The sequence below is a fragment of the Imperialibacter roseus genome, from assembly GCF_032999765.1.
Lineage (GTDB): Bacteria > Bacteroidota > Bacteroidia > Cytophagales > Cyclobacteriaceae > Imperialibacter > Imperialibacter roseus.
Map to the genome: position 1 here is coordinate 2,034,588 of NZ_CP136051.1, position 21,961 is coordinate 2,056,548.

Annotated in this window: 18 protein-coding genes and 1 pseudogene; 10 read left to right on the plus strand and 9 right to left on the minus strand. The window is 46.1% G+C overall.

What is annotated here, in order from left to right; genetic code table 11:
• Positions 1-104 precede the first annotated feature (104 nt).
• From RT717_RS08655 to RT717_RS08670, 4 genes and pseudogenes are all read right to left on the minus strand, one after another.
• Positions 105-422: pseudogene (locus RT717_RS08655) on the minus strand (tetratricopeptide repeat protein); the annotation flags it as partial.
• A gap of 24 nt (positions 423-446) precedes the next feature.
• Entirely contained in the window at positions 447-1,523 is a 1,077-nt protein-coding gene (locus RT717_RS08660; protein WP_317491339.1) for a tetratricopeptide repeat protein, read from the minus strand.
• A gap of 234 nt (positions 1,524-1,757) precedes the next feature.
• Entirely contained in the window at positions 1,758-3,188 is a 1,431-nt protein-coding gene (locus RT717_RS08665; protein WP_317491340.1) for a TonB-dependent receptor, read from the minus strand.
• A 203-nt stretch (positions 3,189-3,391) separates the two neighbouring features.
• Positions 3,392-5,191 (minus strand): acyl-CoA dehydrogenase family protein, encoded by a 1,800-nt coding sequence (locus RT717_RS08670; RefSeq protein WP_317491341.1) that lies wholly within the window; start codon positions 5,189-5,191, stop codon positions 3,392-3,394.
• A gap of 274 nt (positions 5,192-5,465) precedes the next feature.
• Here RT717_RS08670 and RT717_RS08675 point away from each other — a divergent pair, with 274 nt between their 5' ends.
• From RT717_RS08675 to RT717_RS08685, 3 genes are all read left to right on the plus strand, one after another.
• Positions 5,466-8,231: an FAD-binding and (Fe-S)-binding domain-containing protein gene (locus tag RT717_RS08675; RefSeq protein WP_317491342.1), complete on the plus strand. Its 2,766-nt coding sequence runs from the start codon at positions 5,466-5,468 to the stop codon at positions 8,229-8,231.
• A 38-nt stretch (positions 8,232-8,269) separates the two neighbouring features.
• Entirely contained in the window at positions 8,270-9,379 is a 1,110-nt protein-coding gene (locus RT717_RS08680; RefSeq protein ID WP_317491343.1) for a pyridoxal-phosphate-dependent aminotransferase family protein, read from the plus strand.
• Between the two features lie 73 nt (positions 9,380-9,452).
• Positions 9,453-10,796, plus strand: a complete 1,344-nt coding sequence (locus RT717_RS08685; protein ID WP_317491344.1) for a D-arabinono-1,4-lactone oxidase — start codon at positions 9,453-9,455, stop codon at positions 10,794-10,796.
• A gap of 39 nt (positions 10,797-10,835) precedes the next feature.
• Here the strand turns inward: RT717_RS08685 and RT717_RS08690 are convergent, their stop codons facing one another.
• The 4 genes from RT717_RS08690 to RT717_RS08705 all read right to left on the minus strand — a co-directional run bounded on the left by RT717_RS08690 (position 10,836) and on the right by RT717_RS08705 (position 13,162).
• A complete protein-coding gene (locus RT717_RS08690; protein WP_151999903.1) occupies positions 10,836-11,054 on the minus strand; it encodes a hypothetical protein in 219 nt (72 codons plus the stop codon).
• 81 nt (positions 11,055-11,135) lie between these two features.
• Positions 11,136-11,654 carry a hypothetical protein gene (locus RT717_RS08695; protein WP_317491345.1) on the minus strand — a complete coding sequence of 173 codons (519 nt, stop codon included), beginning with the start codon at positions 11,652-11,654 and terminating at the stop codon, positions 11,136-11,138.
• 54 nt (positions 11,655-11,708) lie between these two features.
• The gene (locus RT717_RS08700; protein WP_317491346.1) at positions 11,709-12,701 is read right to left on the minus strand and encodes a helix-turn-helix domain-containing protein; all 993 of its coding nucleotides are present in this window, start codon (positions 12,699-12,701) and stop codon (positions 11,709-11,711) included.
• A gap of 47 nt (positions 12,702-12,748) precedes the next feature.
• On the minus strand, positions 12,749-13,162 hold the full coding sequence (locus RT717_RS08705) for a nuclear transport factor 2 family protein (protein WP_317491347.1): 414 nt from the start codon (positions 13,160-13,162) through the stop codon (positions 12,749-12,751).
• A 151-nt stretch (positions 13,163-13,313) separates the two neighbouring features.
• Between RT717_RS08705 and RT717_RS08710 the strand changes: the two genes are divergently transcribed.
• From RT717_RS08710 to RT717_RS08735, 6 genes are all read left to right on the plus strand, one after another.
• The gene (locus RT717_RS08710) at positions 13,314-15,488 is read left to right on the plus strand and encodes a TonB-dependent receptor (RefSeq protein WP_317491348.1); all 2,175 of its coding nucleotides are present in this window, start codon (positions 13,314-13,316) and stop codon (positions 15,486-15,488) included.
• A 21-nt stretch (positions 15,489-15,509) separates the two neighbouring features.
• Complete coding sequence (locus tag RT717_RS08715) at positions 15,510-15,926, plus strand: DUF2141 domain-containing protein (protein ID WP_317491349.1); 417 nt, start codon at positions 15,510-15,512, stop codon at positions 15,924-15,926.
• A 5-nt stretch (positions 15,927-15,931) separates the two neighbouring features.
• Positions 15,932-16,606 carry a hypothetical protein gene (locus RT717_RS08720; RefSeq protein ID WP_317491350.1) on the plus strand — a complete coding sequence of 225 codons (675 nt, stop codon included), beginning with the start codon at positions 15,932-15,934 and terminating at the stop codon, positions 16,604-16,606.
• Between the two features lie 87 nt (positions 16,607-16,693).
• Positions 16,694-17,743, plus strand: a complete 1,050-nt coding sequence (locus RT717_RS08725; protein WP_317491351.1) for a sensor histidine kinase — start codon at positions 16,694-16,696, stop codon at positions 17,741-17,743.
• Entirely contained in the window at positions 17,743-18,507 is a 765-nt protein-coding gene (locus RT717_RS08730) for a LytR/AlgR family response regulator transcription factor (RefSeq protein WP_317491352.1), read from the plus strand. The genes RT717_RS08725 and RT717_RS08730 overlap by 1 nt, the downstream gene beginning before the upstream one ends.
• A 51-nt stretch (positions 18,508-18,558) precedes the next feature.
• Positions 18,559-19,635: an AI-2E family transporter gene (locus RT717_RS08735; protein ID WP_317491353.1), complete on the plus strand. Its 1,077-nt coding sequence runs from the start codon at positions 18,559-18,561 to the stop codon at positions 19,633-19,635.
• Here the strand turns inward: RT717_RS08735 and RT717_RS08740 are convergent.
• Positions 19,632-20,837: an MFS transporter gene (locus RT717_RS08740; RefSeq protein WP_317491354.1), complete on the minus strand. Its 1,206-nt coding sequence runs from the start codon at positions 20,835-20,837 to the stop codon at positions 19,632-19,634. The two genes, RT717_RS08735 and RT717_RS08740, sit on opposite strands and share 4 nt — an antisense overlap.
• Positions 20,838-21,004: 167 nt before the next feature.
• Here RT717_RS08740 and RT717_RS08745 point away from each other — a divergent pair, with 167 nt between their 5' ends.
• The gene (locus tag RT717_RS08745) at positions 21,005-21,961 is read left to right on the plus strand and encodes a calcium/sodium antiporter (protein ID WP_317491355.1); all 957 of its coding nucleotides are present in this window, start codon (positions 21,005-21,007) and stop codon (positions 21,959-21,961) included.

Consider the following 21,961-nt stretch of genomic DNA (forward strand, 5'->3'; position numbering starts at 1 on the left):
AAGCGCTCTACATCCTCCCGAACCGTGTTGTAAAAAACTTCTCTTTCAATTTCGCTAAGAGCAGGAAATATTTTCGCTACCTGCCCAACCTGTATTTTGATAGCCTCCTTGAAAAATTCACCCGATTTTTTTGGTTGATCATGTGTGATATAATACAGGCCAAGATTCTCCAACGACCGAGCATAAGAAGGGTGATTTTCGCCCAAGCTCACTTTTCGCAGGTTTAGCGCCTGAAGATAAAGTGCCTCCGCTCTTTGATGATCCCCTGTGTTCGAGTAGAGCACGGCCATGTTGTTGATCAAAGTGGCATAGTCAGGATGACTTTCCCCCAAAACTACTTTGTCTATCCTTAGGGCGTCTTCATAGTATTTTTTCGCCTCATCATATTTTTTTTGAGTCCGACGGATTCCAGCCATGTTGTTGAGAGAAGTAGCGTACTTCGGGTATTATTCTCCATAGTTGGCCTTATATATATCAGCTGACTCCTTGAAGAGCTCAAAAGCTTTGTCTAAGTCGCCTCTGTCGTTGTAGTAACTGGCCAGGTTGTTCGCAGCGGTGGCGTAGTTGGGGTGCCGGGGGCCAAATATTTTCTTGCTGAGAACAAAGGCCTCCTGCAGGTGACCTCCTGCCTTTTCATAGTTACCCAGGTCTATGTATAGAATTCCCAGGTCATTCAATGTTTCCAAAATAAGTCCCTGGTCAATTCCTTCCCTCTTCTTTTTCAGCTCAAGCGTTTTCAGTAGCACTCTTTCAGACTCCCCGTATTTACCCAAATACTCATACACTATCCCCAGGTGCTCCAGATTTTCAAGGTATTCTAATTTGTGAGTGAGTGAATTGGCCTCATACAACTCGTCGCTGTGTTGGATAAAAGAAAATGCTTTGTCGGGTTGCCCCAGTTTAATGTAGATTCTTCCGAGATCGCTATAGGAGTTAGCCATCAGAAACATTACTGTCGAGTGATTTTGTTCGAGCAGCGTATGGGCCTTCTCAAAATTTACGGCGGCCATCTCCAATTCGCCTATGTATTCATAGAAGGCTCCCAGTTCCTGCATTGCCTTGATATAGTCCGTACTGCGATCCCCTTTAATTGCACCAATCACTTGTACCAGCTCTTTGTAAAGCCGCTCTGATGCTCCAAAATCTCCCAAGATCTTACTAACATTGGCTGCGTTGGTCAAAGCATTTGCGTAATCCTCATTGCTGGTTTGCCCAAGATTTCGCCAGGTTTCAACAGATTTCAATAGATACTTCTTGCTATTACCCAGGTCGTCCAGGTCCCAATAGAGCATTCCGAGATTGTTTAGCAGCACGGCTTCCTGCCCGGTGGGCTTACCTGCGTTTTGTGCACTCAGCACATTATAGGCATCCTGCAAATACATCAGAGACCTTTTCTGATCTGTATCGAAGTAGTAATCACTGCTATCCAGCAGTGATTCCCAAGTCTGAGCAGAGAGGTTAGAATGAATGGACAGAGATAGAAAAATAAGAAAAAACAGAATGCTACTTAATCTGAATTGCATCACGTATTGGTTTAGGTAGAAGTCTAAAATGCTACTTTGTTTACAAAGGTTAGGTTGGCTTCACAAAGCGTTTCAATCAGCATCTTACAGCTTCATAAGACTGCAAGGGACTTAAAAAATTACTTAACATTAAAGTTATTCAATTTTCTTAAAGAGCGTTTCGCTCAAAGCCAACTTTCTCGAAATTATTAAAGACTATAGGCTCCAGCGCTCCAAACAAAGCAATAAAAAGCGTTAGTCATCTTCTTCCATAGCAACCGGTGAGGGGTAGTCAAAAAGGAGGTTTTTCTTAATAGCGGCAGCCACCTTGTGCGGAACAAATTGCTCCCAACCATCTTCTCCATTTTGTATCATTGCCAGGACTTTGTCCGAAATGATGCTCAAATTTTTCTCATTTACTTTCGATAAGTCTTCTATTTTTTTGTTTTCCAGAAGGTAATCGTAGAGGTGTCTGAGGTGCCCGGCTGGCTTAAAATTGGCACAAGTCATCAATTCTTTGGATTCAAAGTCTTTGATGTAGGGGTAAACAAACAGTTTAATATTTATACCGAAAAGCTCACCAAAGGCCTGTAGAATTCCGCCATTTAGGTCTGAGTAGTACTTTTCATCAAAAATCCTAAGCAGGTTGTTGAAGCCAAGTATAATCCCGATTTTTTTCCCCCTTGTGTATTGAGCGAAATAGGTGGCTAGTTTGTAATACTCCTGATAATTTGAAATGATTACATTTTGACCAAGCGAACAAAGGATGTCGACCCTGTCAAGAAAATCATTTTCATCGATTTTGCCATCTTTGGTTAAGTCGTTGAGAGTAAGTTCAGAAAGCACTATAAGTTTCTTCGGGTCAACGTCGGCTTCTTTTTTGAACTGCCTCAAGCCGGCAATCATCATGTCCACATTGACAAGTGTCACCGGCCGGAATCTTCCACGAAGAACAAGGACGTTCTTTTTGTACAATGCTTCCGACGGTTGCAGCACATCTCTGTTCGCACCAAACATCGCCATTTGCGTCAACCCGTTTTTAACCAGCTTCAAGCTCATCAGGCGGTTGTCCACATGGTGGAAGTCGGGCCCCTCCAGGCGGAACATGTCAATTTCTATTCTGCCCTCACTCAGGTTGTCGATCAGAGAAATGATAAACTCTTCAGGATCCATGTAGTGATAGCAGGCGTAAAGCAAGTTAACGCCAACTATACCCAGTGCTTGCTGCTGCCAAAGCGCATCAGTGTCGTTCAGCACAAGGTGGATGATGCAGTCGTTGGGCTGTGTATTGGGGTGGAGCTGAAACCGGATGCCTATCCAGCCATGTCCCTTATTGGTTCTTTTGAAATTGAGCGTTTCAACGGTGTTAGCGAAAGCAAAGAAGGTGGTTCGCTTGGCTCTGTAGCTTAACCGCTTGGTGAGCAGGTTGTACTCTTTGTCCAGCATTTGATGCAGGCGAGGCTCGCATACATACCTGTCGCAAGGCCCATAGATGGCATCACTGAAGGTCATGTCGTAGGCTGACATCGTTTTGGCGATACTACCCGATGCTCCCCCTGCCTTGAAAAAATGAGCTGCGGTTTCCTGACCGGCGCCTATTTCAGCAAAGGTGCCGTATATTTTTTCGTCAAGATTTATTTTTAGCGCTTTTTCCTTGGTGGTGAGCTTTCGAAAGGATGCATCCATACACTTAGTCCTGTTTGAACAAAATTAGTCGTATTATAATTAAAACTGAATCTTTGAGGGGTGTTTTTAATGTAAACAATCAAAGCACCATTTTGATTTCTAATTCACAAAAAAGCTTCCGAAAGCATCATGCTTTTTGACTATAACGCAAAAAAAATCCGCCTTGTCGGGGCGGATTTTGATTTCACTATCCACTTATCCTACTATGCTAACGGATATCCTGATTTCTCTATCATCACACTGGCTATCTCACGTCTCAACTGTATGGTGTTAACAGGACTCATTTTGGTAAATCGCTTCATTCCCATGAGCATCACTTTCTGTTCGTCGCCTTTCACAAAACCGGCGATTGCCTCTTTTCCGGCGCTGTTGACTTTTTCCACTGCCTCGGCCAAATATACACGGGCAAGTTTCGCCTGAAGAGCGTTGGCACTTTCTCCGGTCTTTGACACCAGCTTTTCAGTTCTAAGTAGTGTCGATTCAGCTACATACACCTCAATCATCATGTCGGCAATGCACATCAGTATTTCCTGCTCGTCATTCAGCTTAGGCCCAAAAGTCTGAGCCGCCTTGCCGGCTACCATTAATATGGCCTTCTTCAGGTTCTTCAATATTTCTTTCTCTTCGGCAAAGGGCTTGGTAAGATCAGGAGATGCGAAGGAGGGAACTGACGTAAGCTCTTTGGCCACCGCCATCGCCGGTTGCAGTATATCCAGCTCGCCTTTCATGGCTCGTTTCAATACCATGCCTACCAGAAGCATTCTGTTGATTTCGTTGGTGCCTTCATAAATTCGGGTGATTCTGGCGTCTCTGTAGGCTCTCGCCATCGGCGCCTCTTCAGAGAAACCCATACCACCATAAACCTGCACACCTTCGTCTACCACAAAATCCAGCACCTCCGATCCATGCACTTTCAGAATGGCACACTCAATGGCAAACTGCTCAACGCCTTTCAGCTTGGCTTCATTTTCAGGCATGCCGTTCGCTATCAGGTCGGTGATTTTGTCATCGATGTTTTGGCCAGCTCTGTAGCAGGCCGATTCTATCGCATAGGTTTTAACCGCCATCTCAGCCAATTTGTGCTGAATAGCGCCAAAGGACGAAATGGAAACACCGAACTGCTTGCGGTCGTTGGCGTATTGGGTACTCATAGTGGCCACATCTTTGCAGCCGCCAATAACGCCGGCCGCAAGTTTAATACGACCAATATTGAGTATGTTCACTGCAATCTTGAAGCCATTTTCTCTGTCGGAAAGCATGTTTTCGACCGGCACGGGGCAATCATTAAAGAAAATTTGGCGGGTAGATGACCCTTTGATACCAAGCTTCTTTTCCTCTTCATTCATGGTGATGCCGCCGAAGGTGCGCTCTACCAAGAAGGCAGTTAGGTTCTTGTCGTCGCCTATCTTGGCAAACACGATGAACAGGTTAGCAAAACCTCCATTGGAAATCCACATCTTCTGCCCGGTAATAAGATAGTGTTTGCCATCCGGAGACAGAACTGCTTTTGTTTTGCCGGAGTTGGCATCGGAACCAGCATCGGGTTCGGTGAGGCAATAGGCCCCTTTCCACTCGCCACTGGCTAGCTTTGGCAAGTATTTATTCTTTTGTTCTTCAGTGCCATAGTACAAAATGGGTAGGGTGGCAATGCCCGTATGGGCGCCGTAAGCAGTAGAAAACGATCCGCCGGAACTGATAATGTCAGCAATGAGCATGCTGGTGTTAAAGCTCATGCCTAGCCCGCCATACTGCTCAGGTATAGAAATGCCCAGCAGGCCCAATTCACCCGCCTTTTCCATCACGCCAGGCATAAAACCCTCTTCAAGGCTGTCCATCCTGTCTACGTTTGGCTTGATTTCCTTTTCGATGAAATCTCTTGTGGCTTCCGCCATCATTTTCTGCTCTTCCGAAAACTCCTCAGGAATAAATATCTCGTCGGCTTCAGTTTCTCTGATCAGAAATTCACCTCCCTTGATGGCATCTTTGGCAACTGTAGTTTCCATGGCTAATGAAGAATTTTAAGTTTTGTAATTCGAATAAATAGTATGCATGCATACTATTTCAAATGTAAAGAAAAATAGTATGCATGCATAATAAATTGGTGTGAAAAATTTCAGGGTATCCATCGCATATATCATTGTTGACCGATTATCAGTTTAGCTGAGATTTTTTCCCCGAAATCAGTTAATATGGAGCGTTAATGAGCCCGTGAACCCGAGCTCAATATTTTGAGATATGCTTGAAGACGCCCTTTTAAAAATAATACCCAGGCCACGTGTGAAAACACGCCTGATTGACCGCTACGCCTATGCAAGCGACGCCAGCCATTTTTACCTGGTGCCCAAAGCTGTCGTGCAGCCCATCACAGCTGAAGAAATTCAAAGGCTTTTCGCCGTGTCTCAGGAGCTGAACATCCCAATTACGTTCCGGGCAGGAGGTACTAGTTTGTCGGGGCAAGCCGTTTCTGATGGCATATTGGCCGACCTTAGCAATTATTGGCGAAAGGTGATACCTGAGAATAATGGAGAAACCGTTAGGGTAGAGCCGGGAGCCATTGGCGCTCATGTAAATATTCACCTAAAGAAGTTTGGTAAAAAAATAGGGCCAGATCCAGCTTCGATCAATGCTGCCATGATGGGGGGCATCCTGTCCAATAACTCGAGTGGCATGTGCTGTGGTGTGGTCAATAATTCTTATCACACACTGAAGCATCTCACTTTTGTGCTTCCCAATGGGCAGGTTTTTTCCACAGAGAGGAAGGAAGACTATGATAGATTTCTGAGGGACTGCAAGGAAGTAGCGAACGGTCTGCTTGTATTGAAGCAGGAGGTTGAACAAAATAAGACATTAGTCGCCCGCATTCGCAAGAAATACAAGCAGAAGAACACCGTGGGCTATTGTATGAATGCCTTTCTCGACTACGAACATCCGCTGGATATATTGGCGCACGTGATCATTGGGGGAGAGGGAACCCTGGCATTTATTGCAGAAGCAGTATTGAACACTATTCCCGATTTCCCTTTCAAAATGACTGGCATGCTTTATTTTGACAGTCCGGCCGAGGCTTGTAACACCATTGCGGCTCTGAGAGATACAGGTGCAGAGGCTCTGGAGTTTATGGATCGGGCGTCGCTCAGGTCGGTGGAAAACATGCCCGGGGTTCCTGATTTTATTAAAACATTGCCTGAGCAGGCATCAGCCATTTTGTGTGAATACCAGGAAAGTACGCAGGAACGGCTGGACACTAAATACGAAATGGCGAAGCCGACTTTGGCGAAGCTTCCTATGCTGTTTGAGCCAAGCTTTACGCAAAATCCAACTGAGCAAGCACTGTACTGGAATATCCGAAAAGGAATGTATCCTTCAGTAGCTGGCATGCGGGCGAAAGGTACGTCAGCATTGATGGAAGATTTTACTTTCCCAGTCGAAAGACTTGGAGAGGCTGTTGTAGATGTTCAACAGCTTTTCGTGAAGCATAAGTATGAAAATGGGATCATCTTCGGTCATGCGAAGGATGGCAACCTGCACTTTGTGGTGTCACAAAGTTACGCTACTCCGGAGGCCATCGCTTTGTATGAAGAGTTCAATGATGATTTGTTTGACCTGGTACTGAATAAATACGATGGCGCTTTGAAAGGGGAGCATAGCTCTGGCAGGGCTGTGTCGGCCTATGTTGAAACAGAGTGGGGCCCCGAGGCCTACAGCGTTATGAAAAGGCTGAAGCAGTTGATTGACCCGCACAACTTGCTCAACCCAGGCATTGTGATCACCGAAGACAAAAAATGCCATGTTCACAACCTCAAGGTGATGCCAATTGTGGAAGAAGAGGTCGACAAGTGCATTGAGTGCGGATTCTGTGAAAATAGCTGTCCCAGTCGTGACTATACATTAACCCCCCGGAGGCGAATTGGCATTAGAAGGGCCATCAAGCGGGCAGAAATGGCCGGGGATCATGCTACGAAAGATGCGCTGTTGAAAGACTATGCTTTTGATGGAATAGAAACCTGTGCTGTCGACGGGATGTGCGCTACCAATTGTCCGGTTGATATTAATACAGGCGATTTGGTTAAGCGATTAAGGCGGGAAAACCATTCGTCATTTGAAAATAAAGTAGCCGTTGGTGTTGCAAGGAATTTCAAATGGCTTGAGAGCGGCACCAGGCTGGCACTTTGGAAAGGATTTCTCCTGAACAAGCTGTTCGGTCAGCAGTTCATGCCAAAGCTGACTTTGGGAATGAAACGTATCATTCCAGGTATGCCGCTCTGGTCCAATCACTTTCAAAAACCGGCTATGAAGGAGCTTTTTGAGTCTGTTCGTAGTGCACGTAGCGAGGGCCAGTCAGTCGTGTACTTCTCAAGTTGCATTTCAAGGATGATGGATGGCGACGGAGTGAGGGCTTTTTTGTCTGTGTGCAAAAAAGCCAATATCAATATCGTATTGCCCGATCAGTTGAAAGGGACGTGCTGCGGGCAAGTCTTCTCTTCCAAAGGCTTTGCAGAGGCTTACAAGTTCACTGCTAACCAGGCTATTGAACGACTTTGGCAAAGCTCGCAGGAAGGAAAAATTCCGGTGGTGTTGGACGTGACAAGCTGCACTCAGACCATAAGATCCAGCAGACCGTATCTTTCCGATGCTAACAAGGTTCGGTTTGATAAGCTGACCATTCATGATGTAATTGATTTCGCTGCCGAGATAGTGTTGCCGCAATTGCGCATTTCTGCGCAAAAAGACAAAATTGCGTTTCATCCAGTCTGTTCGGTGCAAAAAATGGGCTCTCTCGATCAGTTGAAACGAATCGGCAAAGCCTGTGCTAAGGAGGTAAAGGTGCCGGAATTTGCTGGCTGCTGCGGCATGGCCGGCGATCGTGGGTTTTACTACCCTGAGTTGACGAAGGCGGCGACAAAGAAAGAGTCGACTGAAGTGAAACAAGAGACGTACGACGGATATTATTCTACCTCTAAGACTTGTGAAATAGCGCTGTCTGAAGCCGTAGGAAAAAATTACGAATCGGTGATGAAACTTTTAGACGACGTAAGTAACTGAAAAATATATTTTTGATAAGAGAAGAAACCAGAACAATTATGACTTACCCATTTAATCCCCCTCATAGAGTACTAATGGGCCCTGGCCCGTCAGATGCACACCCGAGAGTGCTGAAGGCCATGTCTTCGCCGCTAATTGGGCATCTTGATCCTGAGTTTGTCAGGATGATGGACGAGGTGAAAAGCATGGTGCAGCAAACACTGCTTACCAAGAATAATCTCACCTTCGTTGTGTCAGCACCAGGTTCGGCCGGCATGGAGACCTGCCTGGTCAACCTGCTGGAGCCAGGCGACGAGTGCATCATTTGCGTCAATGGCGTTTTTGGCGGCCGGATGGTCGACATAGCCGAGCGCTGCGGGGCAAAGGTGCACAGAATTGACACCGACTGGGGCAAGGTAACCGAAGTGAGTCAGATCAAAAAAGTGTTGGATGTATGCCCAAAGCCAAAGCTGGTAGCCATTGTGCACGCTGAAACTTCCACCGGTGCCATGCAGCCTTTGCAGGAGATAAGTGACCTGGTGCACAATGCAGGTTCGCTGCTCGTTGTTGATGCCGTTACTTCTTACACAGGAGCGCCCCTTAAAGTCGACGAATGGGGCATTGATGCCATTTATTCGGGTTCTCAAAAGTGCCTCAGCGCCCCTCCGGGGCTCTCGCCTGTCAGTTTTTCAGAGGCAGCAGTCAAGGTACTTGACAACCGCAAGACCAAAGTGCAAAGCTGGTTTCTGGACCTGACCATGGTGAAAAACTACTGGGCAGGGGCGAAGCGGGCCTATCATCACACCGGCCCTGTGTCTGCCATTTTTGCGCTGCACGAGGCATTGAATATTGTTTTGGAAGAGGGATTGGAAGAGCGCTGGGCCAGGCACGAGGTTGTGCACAATTATTTGAAGATGAAACTGGAGGCTTTGGGCTTTAAGTTTGTGGTAGATGAGCAGCATCGTTTACCGAACTTGAATGCCGTTTACTTACCTGAGGGTGTTGACGAAGCTACGCTCAGAACTCGTCTGTTAAATGACTATAATATCGAAGTTGGTGGAGGCTTAGGCGTGTTTGCAGGCAAAATCTGGCGAATAGGTATTATGGGCGAAAGCTGTACCAAAAACCATGTGAACATGCTGGTGGGTGCGCTGGAGGAGATGCTCTAGGAAATTGAGGTACGCAGGTGGGGCATTCATCAGGAAAATTGCTAACTTCTTGCCAACCTATACCTGACATCGTATGAAGAGAAAGGAGTTTTTGAAAACAACGGGCGCATTTGTAGCCGGATCAATGGTGGTGCCGCTGGTTTCTTGCGAAGATAAACCGACGGAAGTGCGAAAGAACTGGGCTGGCAATTATCAGTACAAAGCAAAGAACCTTCTGGAACCCAAAACCACCGAGGAACTTCAGGGGCTTGTCAGAAAGTTGTCGAGTCAGAAGGCGTTGGGTTCAAAACACTGCTTTAACAATATAGCTGACAGCCCTGAAAATCAGATATCTACTAAAAACTTCAATAAGGTTTTGGGGATCGATGAAGAGGCGATGACTGTGACGGTAGAGTCGGGTGCCAGGTATGGGGAGTTTGCCCCGGAGCTTCATCAGAAGGGTTTCGCTTTGCATAATCTGGCTTCCCTGCCTCATATTTCTGTTGCCGGTGCTGCTGCCACGGCCACTCACGGGTCTGGTGTGGGGAATGGAAACCTGGCAAGCGCTGTGAAGGGGCTTGAGCTGGTGGATGGCAACGGTCAACTGGTGAAATTGAAAGAAGGTGATCCGGATTTCTATGGAGCTGTCGTCGGCCTTGGCGCATTGGGCATTGTTACGAAAGTGACGCTTGCTATAGAGAAGACCTTCGATGTGAGGCAGGACGTTTTTCAGGATTTACCGCTGGCATCTTTGGAAAAGGATTTTGAAGCTATTATGTCTGCCGGCTACAGCGTCAGCTTATTTACTGACTGGCAGAACCAGGTGGTCAGCCAGGTGTGGATCAAAAGGCGGATGGACGAGGAAATAACAGATGCCTGCGTCGAATTCTATGGAGCAACCGCTGCCACCAACAACCTGCATCCCATTACCCGTCTTTCAGCTGAAAATTGTACCGAGCAAATGGGCAAGCCAGGCCCCTGGTACGACCGCCTGCCGCACTTCAAGATGGGCTTTACGCCCAGCAGTGGGGAGGAGCTACAGTCGGAGTTTTTCGTGCCCATGGAAAACGCCGTTGACGCCATCTTGGCGCTTGAGAAAAAACGTGAACTGATCTTTCCTCAATTGATGATCACTGAAATTCGCACCATTGCAGCCGATGAGCTGTGGATGAGCACAGCCTACAGGCAGCCAAGCGTAGCCATTCATTTTACCTGGAAGCAAAACTGGCCGGAGGTAAGCAAGCTACTGCCAATGATTGAAGCAGAGTTGTCTCCATTTGGAGTCAGGCCACATTGGGGCAAGTTGTTTACCGTAGCTCCCGAAACTTTGCATGACAGGTATCCAAAATACCAGTCGTTTTTGGAGTTGGTCAAAAAATATGACCCAGAAGGCAAGTTCAGGAATGAGTATTTGGATTTGAATGTCTATCAGGCCTGAGAGATTAAGTGTGCGCCTGCTTGAAAGGAAACAGGCGTCTTACAGGTCTTTGATTTTATTCTTAATGGCTGAAATTTCAGTGTCTAGCTCCTTCAAAGACTCTGCCACATACCCATAAAAGTCGGAACTCTCCTCCTGTAACTCTTTTAAGGCAGATTCTATCATCTTTTGCCGCTCAAGAACGAATGAAAACTTGGCATCTGTCACATTTCTGTGCCTTTCAAATCGTTTTATAAGATTTTGTATGTTCTCGCTCATAGTGGATTAAACAATTGAAATTTATTAAAAATTCTCGACTGAGCAAGAGCAAATTCTTCAACAGACTAATGATAGTGCAAATTACTCCATCCTCTCATACAAAATGCGCCAGCTCAGCGCCCAGGTTTTTCCTCCATCCGATGAGAGTTCCCAGTCCCATGTAAACGAGTCGTGTTGGATGTTGTAAAACACCATGCGCTGCTGGATTCGCTTGTCGCCCCGCCCAAATACCTGGGTCTTAAAGATTCGTTTATCTCCCACAAATTCACCTTCGAAATCGAAATAACCGCCCTGGTTATCAGCCCAGGCCTGTTTCCATCTCTTAAGCTGGGGCTGGTAAACGGAAATGCTCGTGCCCTTGAAACCCTTGTTTTGCCCTCCGTCGAGTTCGAAAGTCTCTCGAACCACTGTTCCGTCGAGAATGTTGTCAATGGTGTTGATGCCGTATTGTTGCACACCATTTCCCTCATCATAGGTCGCTTTCCATTTTCCTACCCAAAAGTCGAAGTATTGGGTTGTGTCAATTTTGCTAATTTGAAGTTCCTGACAATGTGCCTCATAGCCACAGGTTACCAGAACAATTAAGATGATCCTTTTCATAGATTGATAGTTTTTGATTTCCAGTCAATCTATGTTGAAAAAAGACCGAAGGAGTTAATCCGTGGAAATGTTAACCGGTTTTTTGTGAGCCGTTCTCCATTCCACCGGCGTTTTTCCTGTTGCTTTTTTGAACGACTTGTAAAAAGAGACTTTGTTGTTGAAACCGCTCAGGTGCGCTATGTCGATAACCTTTTCATTCGTGTCGTTCAAAAGGTCGATGGATTCCCTTATCCGGTAGTCATTCAGCAGCTTGTTAAATCCATCGTATTTCTGGTTGATGATTTCACTTAGCTGATAGGGCTTTAAGGATAAGTCGTTCGAAAGGTCGTTCAGCCTGTATTCACCATTCAGGTAAGGCTTGCACTCCCTGAAATGGTGCTCGATTTGTGAAAGTACTGTTTCCGAAATGTAGGTGCTTAGCTTTTCTTCTACAGCGAGTTGGTTGATGAATTGGGGCTGGAGATAAGATTTGATCAACAGCGCATAAATAAAGAAACATGAAGCGGCGGCAATCAGGTAGTCAAATTCCAATGTCAGTGTTTTTGTGGCAACCATAATGGAGTATAGCACAAACAGCAGGGCATAGGCCAGCAATGGTATAAATAGCCAGCGTCGAACGTTCGCTTGCCTGTTTCGTGCGAAAGGGAAGGAAAGAACCGCATATAGGAGCAGGTGAAACGGCTGCAAGAGGAAAAGAAACATTGGACTTATCGGCATGTATAGAGCGAAGACGGCCACAAGGAAGGGAAGAAAATGAAGGAGGGTGGGCCACTTTGTTGCCTGTTGGATTGAGATACCTCTAATGAGTAAATAGAAAAGCGGAGCGATAAGAAAAGTGACGTATTGAACCCACCAGAGGTAGGTAGGTGTATCCAGTTTGGCCCAATATGCCACATAAAAGGCAAGTAGTAACGCAAAGAACAGAGAAATCAGCGAGAGGTAGTCAGACTCAGAACGACGGTATTTTACTTTGAGTAATACCGAAAGTAAAACCCCCTGAAAGGCACCCAGGCTAAATAGCAGAAGTGTTAGTTCATTTGCGGGCATCCGATCCATTTGTTTGTACCTGGTAAACAACCGACAGCTGGCGCCCCCTAAGAGCCAGTTCTGGCGTTGATAAAGCGCACTTCGAAAATCTTTCCGTCACTTACTTTGTAAATGGCAATTGCTTCAAGCCGGGGTTTGTTCTTGTCAAAGACCACACTTTCGTGGTCAATAACCGTATTGCCTAAAACAGTTCGGTTGACAATGTCGCAGTGAAGGTCAACGGCAGTTTGAAAGAAACCTTCGTATCCTTTTCTAAGGCTCCCAATTCCGTCCATAAGTAGTTTGTCAGGATAGTTATAAATCTTGACGGTGTCGCTGTATGTTTCAAGAAACTTGTCAATGTCTCTGGCATTGTAGGCGTCCAACTGGCGGCTCACTACGTCAATAGGTTCGGTTGAGTGCTGGGCCTGGTTGCCGGTGGCTACCAGCGCAAATGCGAAGAAAAAGAGTATGGTTTTCATGCTTTTCAATTCAAGGTCGATTAAAGATAAAAACATCCATCCAAACCCTGCGTCATTTCATCCGGCTTCTTCTACAGTTCAGTCACTTCTATTATTAAAGCGGTCGGGAGCATAGCACCTTTGAATCATTCAACGACAAACAAGTGATTCAATGATACAGCTACTAAAAATCGTTTTTTATGTTCTGGCGTTACTTTTTTCAACACCCCTTATTGCGCAAACAATCATCAAGGGGGTGATCACCGAAAAGTCGGGCGAGCCTATTCCCGGCGTTAACATCTATGTCGACGGTACTTATGATGGTGCTACCACAGACATAGAAGGAGTGTTTTCCTTTGAAACTGAAGAAGCCGGAGACCACCAGGTAGTGGCAACATTTATTGGCTACAAGAAGCATGTAACGGAACTGAGGCTGGAAGGCAACCCAATAGAGCTGACTATCCAGCTCCAGGAGGAAATTAACAAACTGGATGGAGTGACCATTACCGCCGGCACTTTCGAGGCAAGTGATGAAAAAAAATCGGTGGTACTGAAACCACTCGATATTGCCATGACAGCGGGGGCCACTGCCGACATTCCAGGGGCGTTGAATACACTGCCAGGGACTCAAAAAGTAGGAGAGTCGGGGCGACTTTTTGTGAGAGGAGGGGCCAGCACCGAAACCAGAACTTTTGTTGACGGCATGCTGATGAACAGCTTCTACAACACCAGCGGCCCCAATATGCCAGGCCGGTCAAGGTTCTCACCCTTCCTGTTCAAAGGCACGTTTTTCAGTACAGGCGGTTACAGCGCTGAATACGGACAAGCGATGTCGTCGGCCCTGGTGCTCAACACCTTTGACCTCCCCGAACAAACCGAGTCAAACATTTCTTTGATGAGTGTGGGTGGAAGCGCAAGCCACACTGAAAGATGGGAGAGGGGTTCCGTGTTTGGAGAGCTTGCTTATACTAACCTGAAGCCATATCAGTCGCTGATCAACCAGGCATATGACTGGGAAAAGCCTTCTGAATCGCTGGGCGGTTCTTTTATGGTAAGACAAAAAAGTGGGAAGAGCGGAATTTTCAAGCTTTATGGCTCGTTTGCCAATGCTTCCTTTGCGCTTCGTCAGCCTGATATCAACAGCCCGGGCGGCAGCAACAGAATCGCCATAAAGAACGGATACAGCTACCTCAATGCCACATACAAGAACCAGCTGGGAGGTGGTTGGTACTATAGCGGAGGTGTTAGTCAAACTATTTCGGAAGACAATATTGACTTCGACGCCGACCGTGTAGACAAGGGGGAGCATGCCTGGCATGTGAAGTCAGTCTTCACTAACGATAGCAACGAGAAGATGACGCTTAAGCTTGGTCAGGAGGTAATTGTCAGAGATTTCGCTGATAATATTACGGGCGCAGAAGGGCAAAGCCTGATCAATGAAAAGACGGAGACGTTGCCCGCTACGTTTGCAGAGGCTGATGTTTACCTGTCCAACAAGTTTGTGTTCAGAACCGGAGCAAGGTTGGAGTATTCATCTCTCATTGATAGCTGGAATCTGGCACCAAGAGCATCGCTGGCCTACAAAACCACAGCATTCAGCCAGGTGTCCTTCGCTTATGGTAGGTTTTACCAAACGCCAGATAATGAACGCTTTCGGGTAAATACCAACCTTTCATCTGAAGTTGCCTCTCATTACATCCTTAACTACCAAATTCAAAAAGACAACAGAACCTTCAGAATAGAGGGCTACATGAAGACGTATGACAAGTTGGTAAAATACAATGGGAACGAACCTTACAACCCAACCTACTTCAACAATAAGGGGTATGGTGATGCCAATGGCCTGGATATTTTCTTCCGAGACGCCAGAACGTTTCGCAACATCGACTACTGGGTGTCCTATTCATTTCTCGATACCGAAAGAGACTATCTCACATTTCAGTCGTCAGCGGTGCCCGGCTTCGCTTCAAAGCATAACTTCTCTTTCGTTTACAAGCACTTTATCGATGCCATCAAGTCGCAGGTTGGGTTTACTTACTCTTACGGCAGCGGCCGCTACTATAACGACCCCAACAAAGATGGCTTCATGAACAGTCAGCTTCCCAGCTATCAGGACTTCAGCTTTAACATAGCTTATCTGTTTCGTCCGCAGGTTATCTTCTATGCTTCAGCCACCAACCTGCTGGGTCGGGACAACGTCTTCGGTTACCAGTTTGCAGACTACCCAAACAGCGACGGTGTCTTTGAGTCGAGAGCTATCGGGCAGCCAGCTAAACGTTTCCTGTTCCTTGGAGTTTTCATTACGCTATCAAAGGACAAGTCAAAGAATCAACTCGAAAACTTATAATTCAACTTAAATATCATAACAATGAAAAATGTACTGATGATGATTTTGCTACTGGCTGGTATTGAAAGTCAGGCCGGCGATAACCAGGGCAAGCTGGTAGTGAAAGTTACCAACCTGGGTGACCTGAAAGGCCAGGTAATGGTTGGTTTGTTCGACAAGGAAGATAATTTCCTCAAGAAGCCAGTAAAGGGTGTTTCAGCGAAAGCAACAGCGGAAGGCCAGGAGCTTGTTTTTGAAAACCTCCCTTATGGAGAGTATGCCGTGAGCGTGATTCATGATGAAAATGAAAATGGCGAACTCGACACTTTTCTGGTCATTCCTACCGAGCCTTATGGCTTCAGTAATAATGTGATGGGCAAATTTGGGCCTCCCAGCTTTGAGCAGACCAAAATCAGCTTCAAAAAAGACACATCTGTAGAAATTAAACTTAACCGCTAATTGTCATGAAATCCTTAAAACTAAACACACTTATTGCTCTTCTGGCTCTTTTGTTGGTAGGTCAAGCCAATGCGCAAACGCCTTATGAAAAAGGAATGAAAGCAGCCCTGGAGCAATTGTTCTCGGCTGACGGAGGCAAAGAGAACTGGCAGAATGCAGCCAACAAGTTTGAGCGAATTGCCAACGTGGAAAAAGACAAATGGCAGCCACATTACTATGCTGCGCTTGCCTATGCATGGATGGCAACAAAAGAGGAAACTTTATCTCTGCAGGATGAGAAAATGAACAGAGCGAGGAAGCTTGTTGAAACCGGTTTGGAAGCCTCGCCAGACAATGTGGAGCTGATCACCATGCAAGGCTATGCGGACATGCTAAGTATTGCTTTTGACCCTGGCACCAGAGGCCAGACTTTGTCCACGAGGGTTTTTCAAACATTTGGCAAGGCCATCCAAATGGATCCAACCAACCCAAGAGCAAGGCTTTTCATGGCCCAAATGCAGGACGGCACGGAGAGCTTTTTCGGTCAGGGGCACGAGGGTTCTTGCCAAACGCTCACCAAAGCTGTAGAGAACTATGCTTTGCAAAAGGATAATGGAGATTTTTCCCCCACCTGGGGACAAGGAGCGGCCGAGCAAATGCTGAAAAACTGCCAAAAACCGGCTGAGGGAGAAGGGAACTAAAGTTAAACCATGGCTCATCAAATACTTGTAAATTAATCGAGCCTGTTGCACTTTAAGCTTCGTTTGGTTTTTTTCAAAAAAACAGAGATGCAAATCACCAGAAAGACTGTTCTGCGGGAGTTAAAGGAAATTGCCCTGCTAATTGTAGCCGGAGGCTTAATTGGTGGTTATCTTTCGTGTAATTCTTGCTTTGAAGAGCTCACCTCACTCACGGCGGCCATCTTTTGTCTTAATGCTGCGTTTTGGCTGTTTTTCTGGAAGGGTAATCAATATCTTTCCGAAATTATAGAAACACGGATAAGCTGGCTGGAGGCACCCGGCAAGCGGCTGTGGGTGGGTTTGGTTGTCATGGTGGTGTATACTTTGGTTGCAGCATCTATCATCTATTACTTATTTTATGTGGCATACATGGGGAAGGATTTAGCCACACTGCTATCCTCTGGATTCATGTATAACCTCGTCTTTCCGGTGTTCTGCACCATGTTGATCATGACATTCTTGTTTGGGCGGCAGTTTTTTATCAGCTGGAGGCAAACAGCTATTAACTTTGAAAAGCTAAAGTCGGAGCAGATGGCTTCTCAGTACGAAGCACTGAAAAGTCAGGTCAATCCGCACTTTCTGTTTAACTCACTGAATGTACTTACGTCGCTTGTTCATCAAGATCCGGACACTGCTGTGAAGTTCATTAAGAAGCTGTCGGAAGTGTATAGGTTTGTGCTGGAGTCAAGAAAGCAGGAGCTGATAGATCTTTCTACAGAACTAAGGTTTGTAAAAGACTACCTCTTCCTGCAGCAGATTCGGTTTGGCGATAACCTCAAATATGACATAAGTGTTCCTGATACATATATGCATAAAGTGGTACCCCCGTTGTCAGTTCAAATGCTGGTAGAAAACGCCATCAAGCACAACGAAATCTCACAGGATCATCCGCTGACAATTGCTATTTCTGTTCACGAGGAAACCTTGCGGGTTTCCAATACGCTTCAGGTAAAGCACACCAGGGAGCCCTCTTCCGGAACCGGACTCGACAATATTAAGGACAGGTATGAGTTTCTGAGTGGCAAGAAAGTAATTGTCACACAGGAGAACGGTAAGTTTGAAGTAACCCTGCCGCTTTTAACCCTCGATAAAGTTTAATGAAGGTTTTAATAGTTGAAGACGAAAAGCTGTCGGCCGACAGACTGGCCCAGATGGTCAGAAAGATAGTGCCCGACGTAGAAATTCTCGCCCAGATCGATTCAGTAAAGAGAACAGTGGAGTGGTTAGCCAGCCAGCCAGCTCCCGACTTGTTGTTTCTCGATATTCAGTTGGCCGATGGGCTGAGCTTTGAAATATTCGAGACGGTAGAAGTGAGAGTTCCCATCATTTTCACTACCGCCTACGATGAATACGCCATCAAGGCCTTCAAAGTGAATAGCGTTGATTATTTGTTAAAGCCCATTGACGATGACGAACTGAAAGCGGCCCTCATGAAGTTTAAAAGTTTGACTAAACCGTCCGGAGGTTCGTTAGGTTTGCCGATTGACAAGCTGGAAAGCCTTTTGGCGGGGTTAGCAAAAAGCTACAAAGAAAGATTTATCATTAAGGTGGGCGATCACCTGAAATCTGTTGAGGTGGCTGAAATTGACCATTTTGTAAGTCAGGAGAAAGCCACTTTTATTCAAAACAGGGAAGGTAAAAGGTTTATCATTGACTTTACCCTTGACCAGGCAGAAGCGTTGATCGATCCTTCGGCCTTTTTTAGGATTAACAGGAAGTACATAGTGTCGTTTAAGTCCATTAAGGACATCATTGCCTGGTCCAACAGCCGATTGAGGTTGGTGCTGCATAACTGCGACGACACGGACGTTGTTGTCGCCAGGGAAAAAGTAAATACTTTTAAAATGTGGCTGGATCGTTAAATTTAAAGACCTTTGAGTGATATTTTCATAGGTAAAATAAAGGCAAACTAAATGGCTCCTTCAGCTAAAAAAGAAATCAGTGGAATTCAACGCCAGTTCTATATAATAGCACTGATAGTCGTAGTTGTCTGGGTGCTAATGATTACCCGTGGATTACTGGTACCACTGGCCTGGGCATCTTTTTTCGCCATTTTTATGATGCCATTTGTGGAATGGATGGAAAGTAAACGAATGAGGAGGGGGCTGGCTATTATCCTGGCAGTGCTGTTGTTTACCGGAGTCATAGTTGGCATTCTGGCCACGCTTTCAGCGCAAGTGGTGTCAATCAGCAAGGATCTTCCGTCCATTTCCACAAGGTTTTCTTCCAGCATTACCAGGGTTCAGCAGTTTATCGTTGAAGACCTGGGTATTGCAGATGATACCGAGGAGCTGAAGAGTATGATAGGCAGTCAACTTGAGGAAGTTGTGAAATGGCTGTTTGGGAATATTTCATCAGTTGGGCAATCTTTCTTTGACCTCTTTTTGATGCCTATTTACATCTACTTTATTCTCCTGTACAGGGATCTTCCCTCACGGTTCATTGAGAAAAAGTATAGCGAATCAAATCAGGAGACGATCAGGAAGGTCTTTGGTAAAATCCAAAAAGTGCTGCGTAGTTACATTGTCGGTATTAGCTTATTTACGGCTATCACCGCAGCCATGGACATCATTATCTTTCTCTCGCTGGGGTTGGAGTATGCCTTGTTTTTCGCCATTTTGGTGGCCATTCTTAACCTCATTCCTTACGTGGGGAATCTCATAGCAATGATAATAGTAGTGGGCTACGCTCTGGTAACGAAAGACTCACTGCTTACGCCACTGCTGTTGGTTGGTCTCCTTTGGCTCGCCAACATGATACAGGAAAATGTTATACGGCCCTGGGTGGTTGGTTCATCAACCGAAATAAATGCTTTTGCTGTTTTCTTGTCATTTATTATTGGAGCCCTGGTATGGGGGGTATCTGGAATGATACTTTTCATTCCGCTCGTCGGAATTGTAAAGATTATTCTGGAAGAGGTGCCCTCTCTCAATGCCTATGCTATCTTTTTGAAGGAGTGGAATGTGAAGCCGACCGAAAAGAAAGGCTAAATTTTCTGTTTTACCGGGGCCAGCAATAAGAAAAATCCGAGAGATGTTCCGATGGAAAGAACCCCACAAACCCACCACAGCGTGGTGAAGTCGAATGCTCTGACAATATTAGTGCCCAACGCAGGCGCCAGCACAAATGCGGCTGAATAGGCAAAGGAGTACATGCCCATGTAAATCCCCCTGGTTTTTGGCCCCGATCTTTGTACGGTGTAGGTGGCCATAAACGGCATGGCCATAATCTCAGCGAAACTGATGATCAGCACGGCTACGTAGAGAATGGGCTCGCTGTGCAGCAGGTTGAGAATAATGAACGCTAATCCGTTGAGTAAACTTCCGATCATCACCAGTCGCCTGATGCTCAATCGCTCACCCACGCTGTACACGATGATCATCTCCAGCAGGAAGACGATAAACCCATTGAGTCCGATCAGTAATCCAATTTGTGACTCGGGTAGCTTGTAGACCTCTTTGTAATACAGGGGGAGGGTCATGAACAATTGAAAGAACACTGTTGCAAATGACAGCACCAAAAGAACAAAAAGTACAAATCGCCAGTCTTTCAGTGCGTTGAGAGGCGAAGAGGTGGCTTTGTTTTCATCCTCTTTTTGTTCGTTCCCTTTTTTGTTTTTGAAATAGAAGAAGAAAAGCACCCCAGCCGATATGCAGGTGATTCCATCAACGACGAAAAGTAGGTTGTAAGAGAAAGTCGCCAAAATTCCCCCAACGGCCGGCCCAAAAGAATAGCCCAGATTAATCGCCATTCTATTGAGACTGAAAGCCCGTGTTACGTTTTCGGGCCTGGCATAGTGCGCTACTGACGACGAGTTGGCCGGTCGCAGCATTTCCGACACGGCGCTCACCGAAAAGATACCCATACATAAAGGCAAAAATTCCGTCAGGTTTGCAACGAAGAAAAACAAACTGCCCCCGCCCACAAGGCTGAAAAACTGTACCCAGAAGTGCCCAACCTTGTCTGTAAGCCACCCTCCGATAAAAGCACCGGCAATGGAGCCAATTCCGAAAAGGCTTAGTAGGATGCCAGCCTGCTCTAAATCAAAGCCCAAAGAGGCTGTGAGGTACACACTAAGAAAGGGCACCACCATCGACCCACTACGGTTGATCAGCATCACAAGCGCCAAAATCCAGGCTGCCTGAGAAAGCCCACCAAAGGCATTTTTGTAAAGTGTTAAGACTCTGGTCATGCGTGTGTGTTGACAATGCGATATTCGCAAATAATTTCTTGCTGCGGGTGGAAAAGCCTCAATTATTCAAAAATTGAACTATTCGATAAAAAAATTAATCTATTCGAAGGCAATCTAGCCGTTTTTCTTCTTACATTTCTCCGCTTTTAACCTAATTAATCGACCTTATGACTCTTCACTTCGTCCTGCTACTGGTAGGATTCGCTATCCTCATAAAGGGGGCTGACTGGATGGTTAGTGGCGCTTCATCCCTTGCTAAAAGAATCAACGTATCCAATTTGATGATTGGACTTACCGTAGTTGCCTTCGGTACGTCTGCTCCGGAACTCACCGTAAACCTGTTTGCTTCGTCCAGCGGGCTGAACGACGCTATGTTCGGGAACATCATCGGAAGTAACATATTCAATCTGTTGTTCATCCTGGGAGTTGCCGGAGTCATTTATCCATTGAGTGTACAGCGGACGACTGTGAAATACGAAATTCCTTACTCATTGTTTTCTGCGCTGCTTCTTTTCTTTCTGGTCAACGATGCCATGTTTTTTGGCGCCGATCACAATTCGCTTGGCCGGATAGATGCATTGGTGCTTTTGGTCTTTTTTGGCCTATTTATGGCTTACATCATCAGGCAGGCGAAAAACGAAACCCAGCCGCAGGATGAGATTCAAACAATGACCTTGCTCAAGTCAGTCTTGTTTGTGTCTATAGGCATTGCGCTTTTGGTGGGAGGAGGTAAGCTTGTAACGGATCACGCTGTAGCAATTGCAGCAAGTTTCGGGCTAAGCGAAAAGCTGATCGGGCTGACCATTTTGGCAGCAGGCACTTCGCTGCCTGAGTTGGCCACTTCGGCCGTCGCCGCCTTTAGGCGAAACACAGACATTGCCATTGGCAACGTGGTGGGCTCCAATATTTTTAATATCCTGCTTATTTTGGGAATCAACGGAGGCATCCGGGAAATTCCCTATAACGCCACCCTGAACATGGATTTCTTCGTGATTTTTTTCGGATCTGTAGCGCTGCTGCTTTTTATGTTCACCTTCAACCGCAACAAACTCGACAGGGTAGAAGCGGTGATGTTTCTGGTGGCGTTTGTTGGCTACACGGGCTACCTGATCTACCGAAACTAG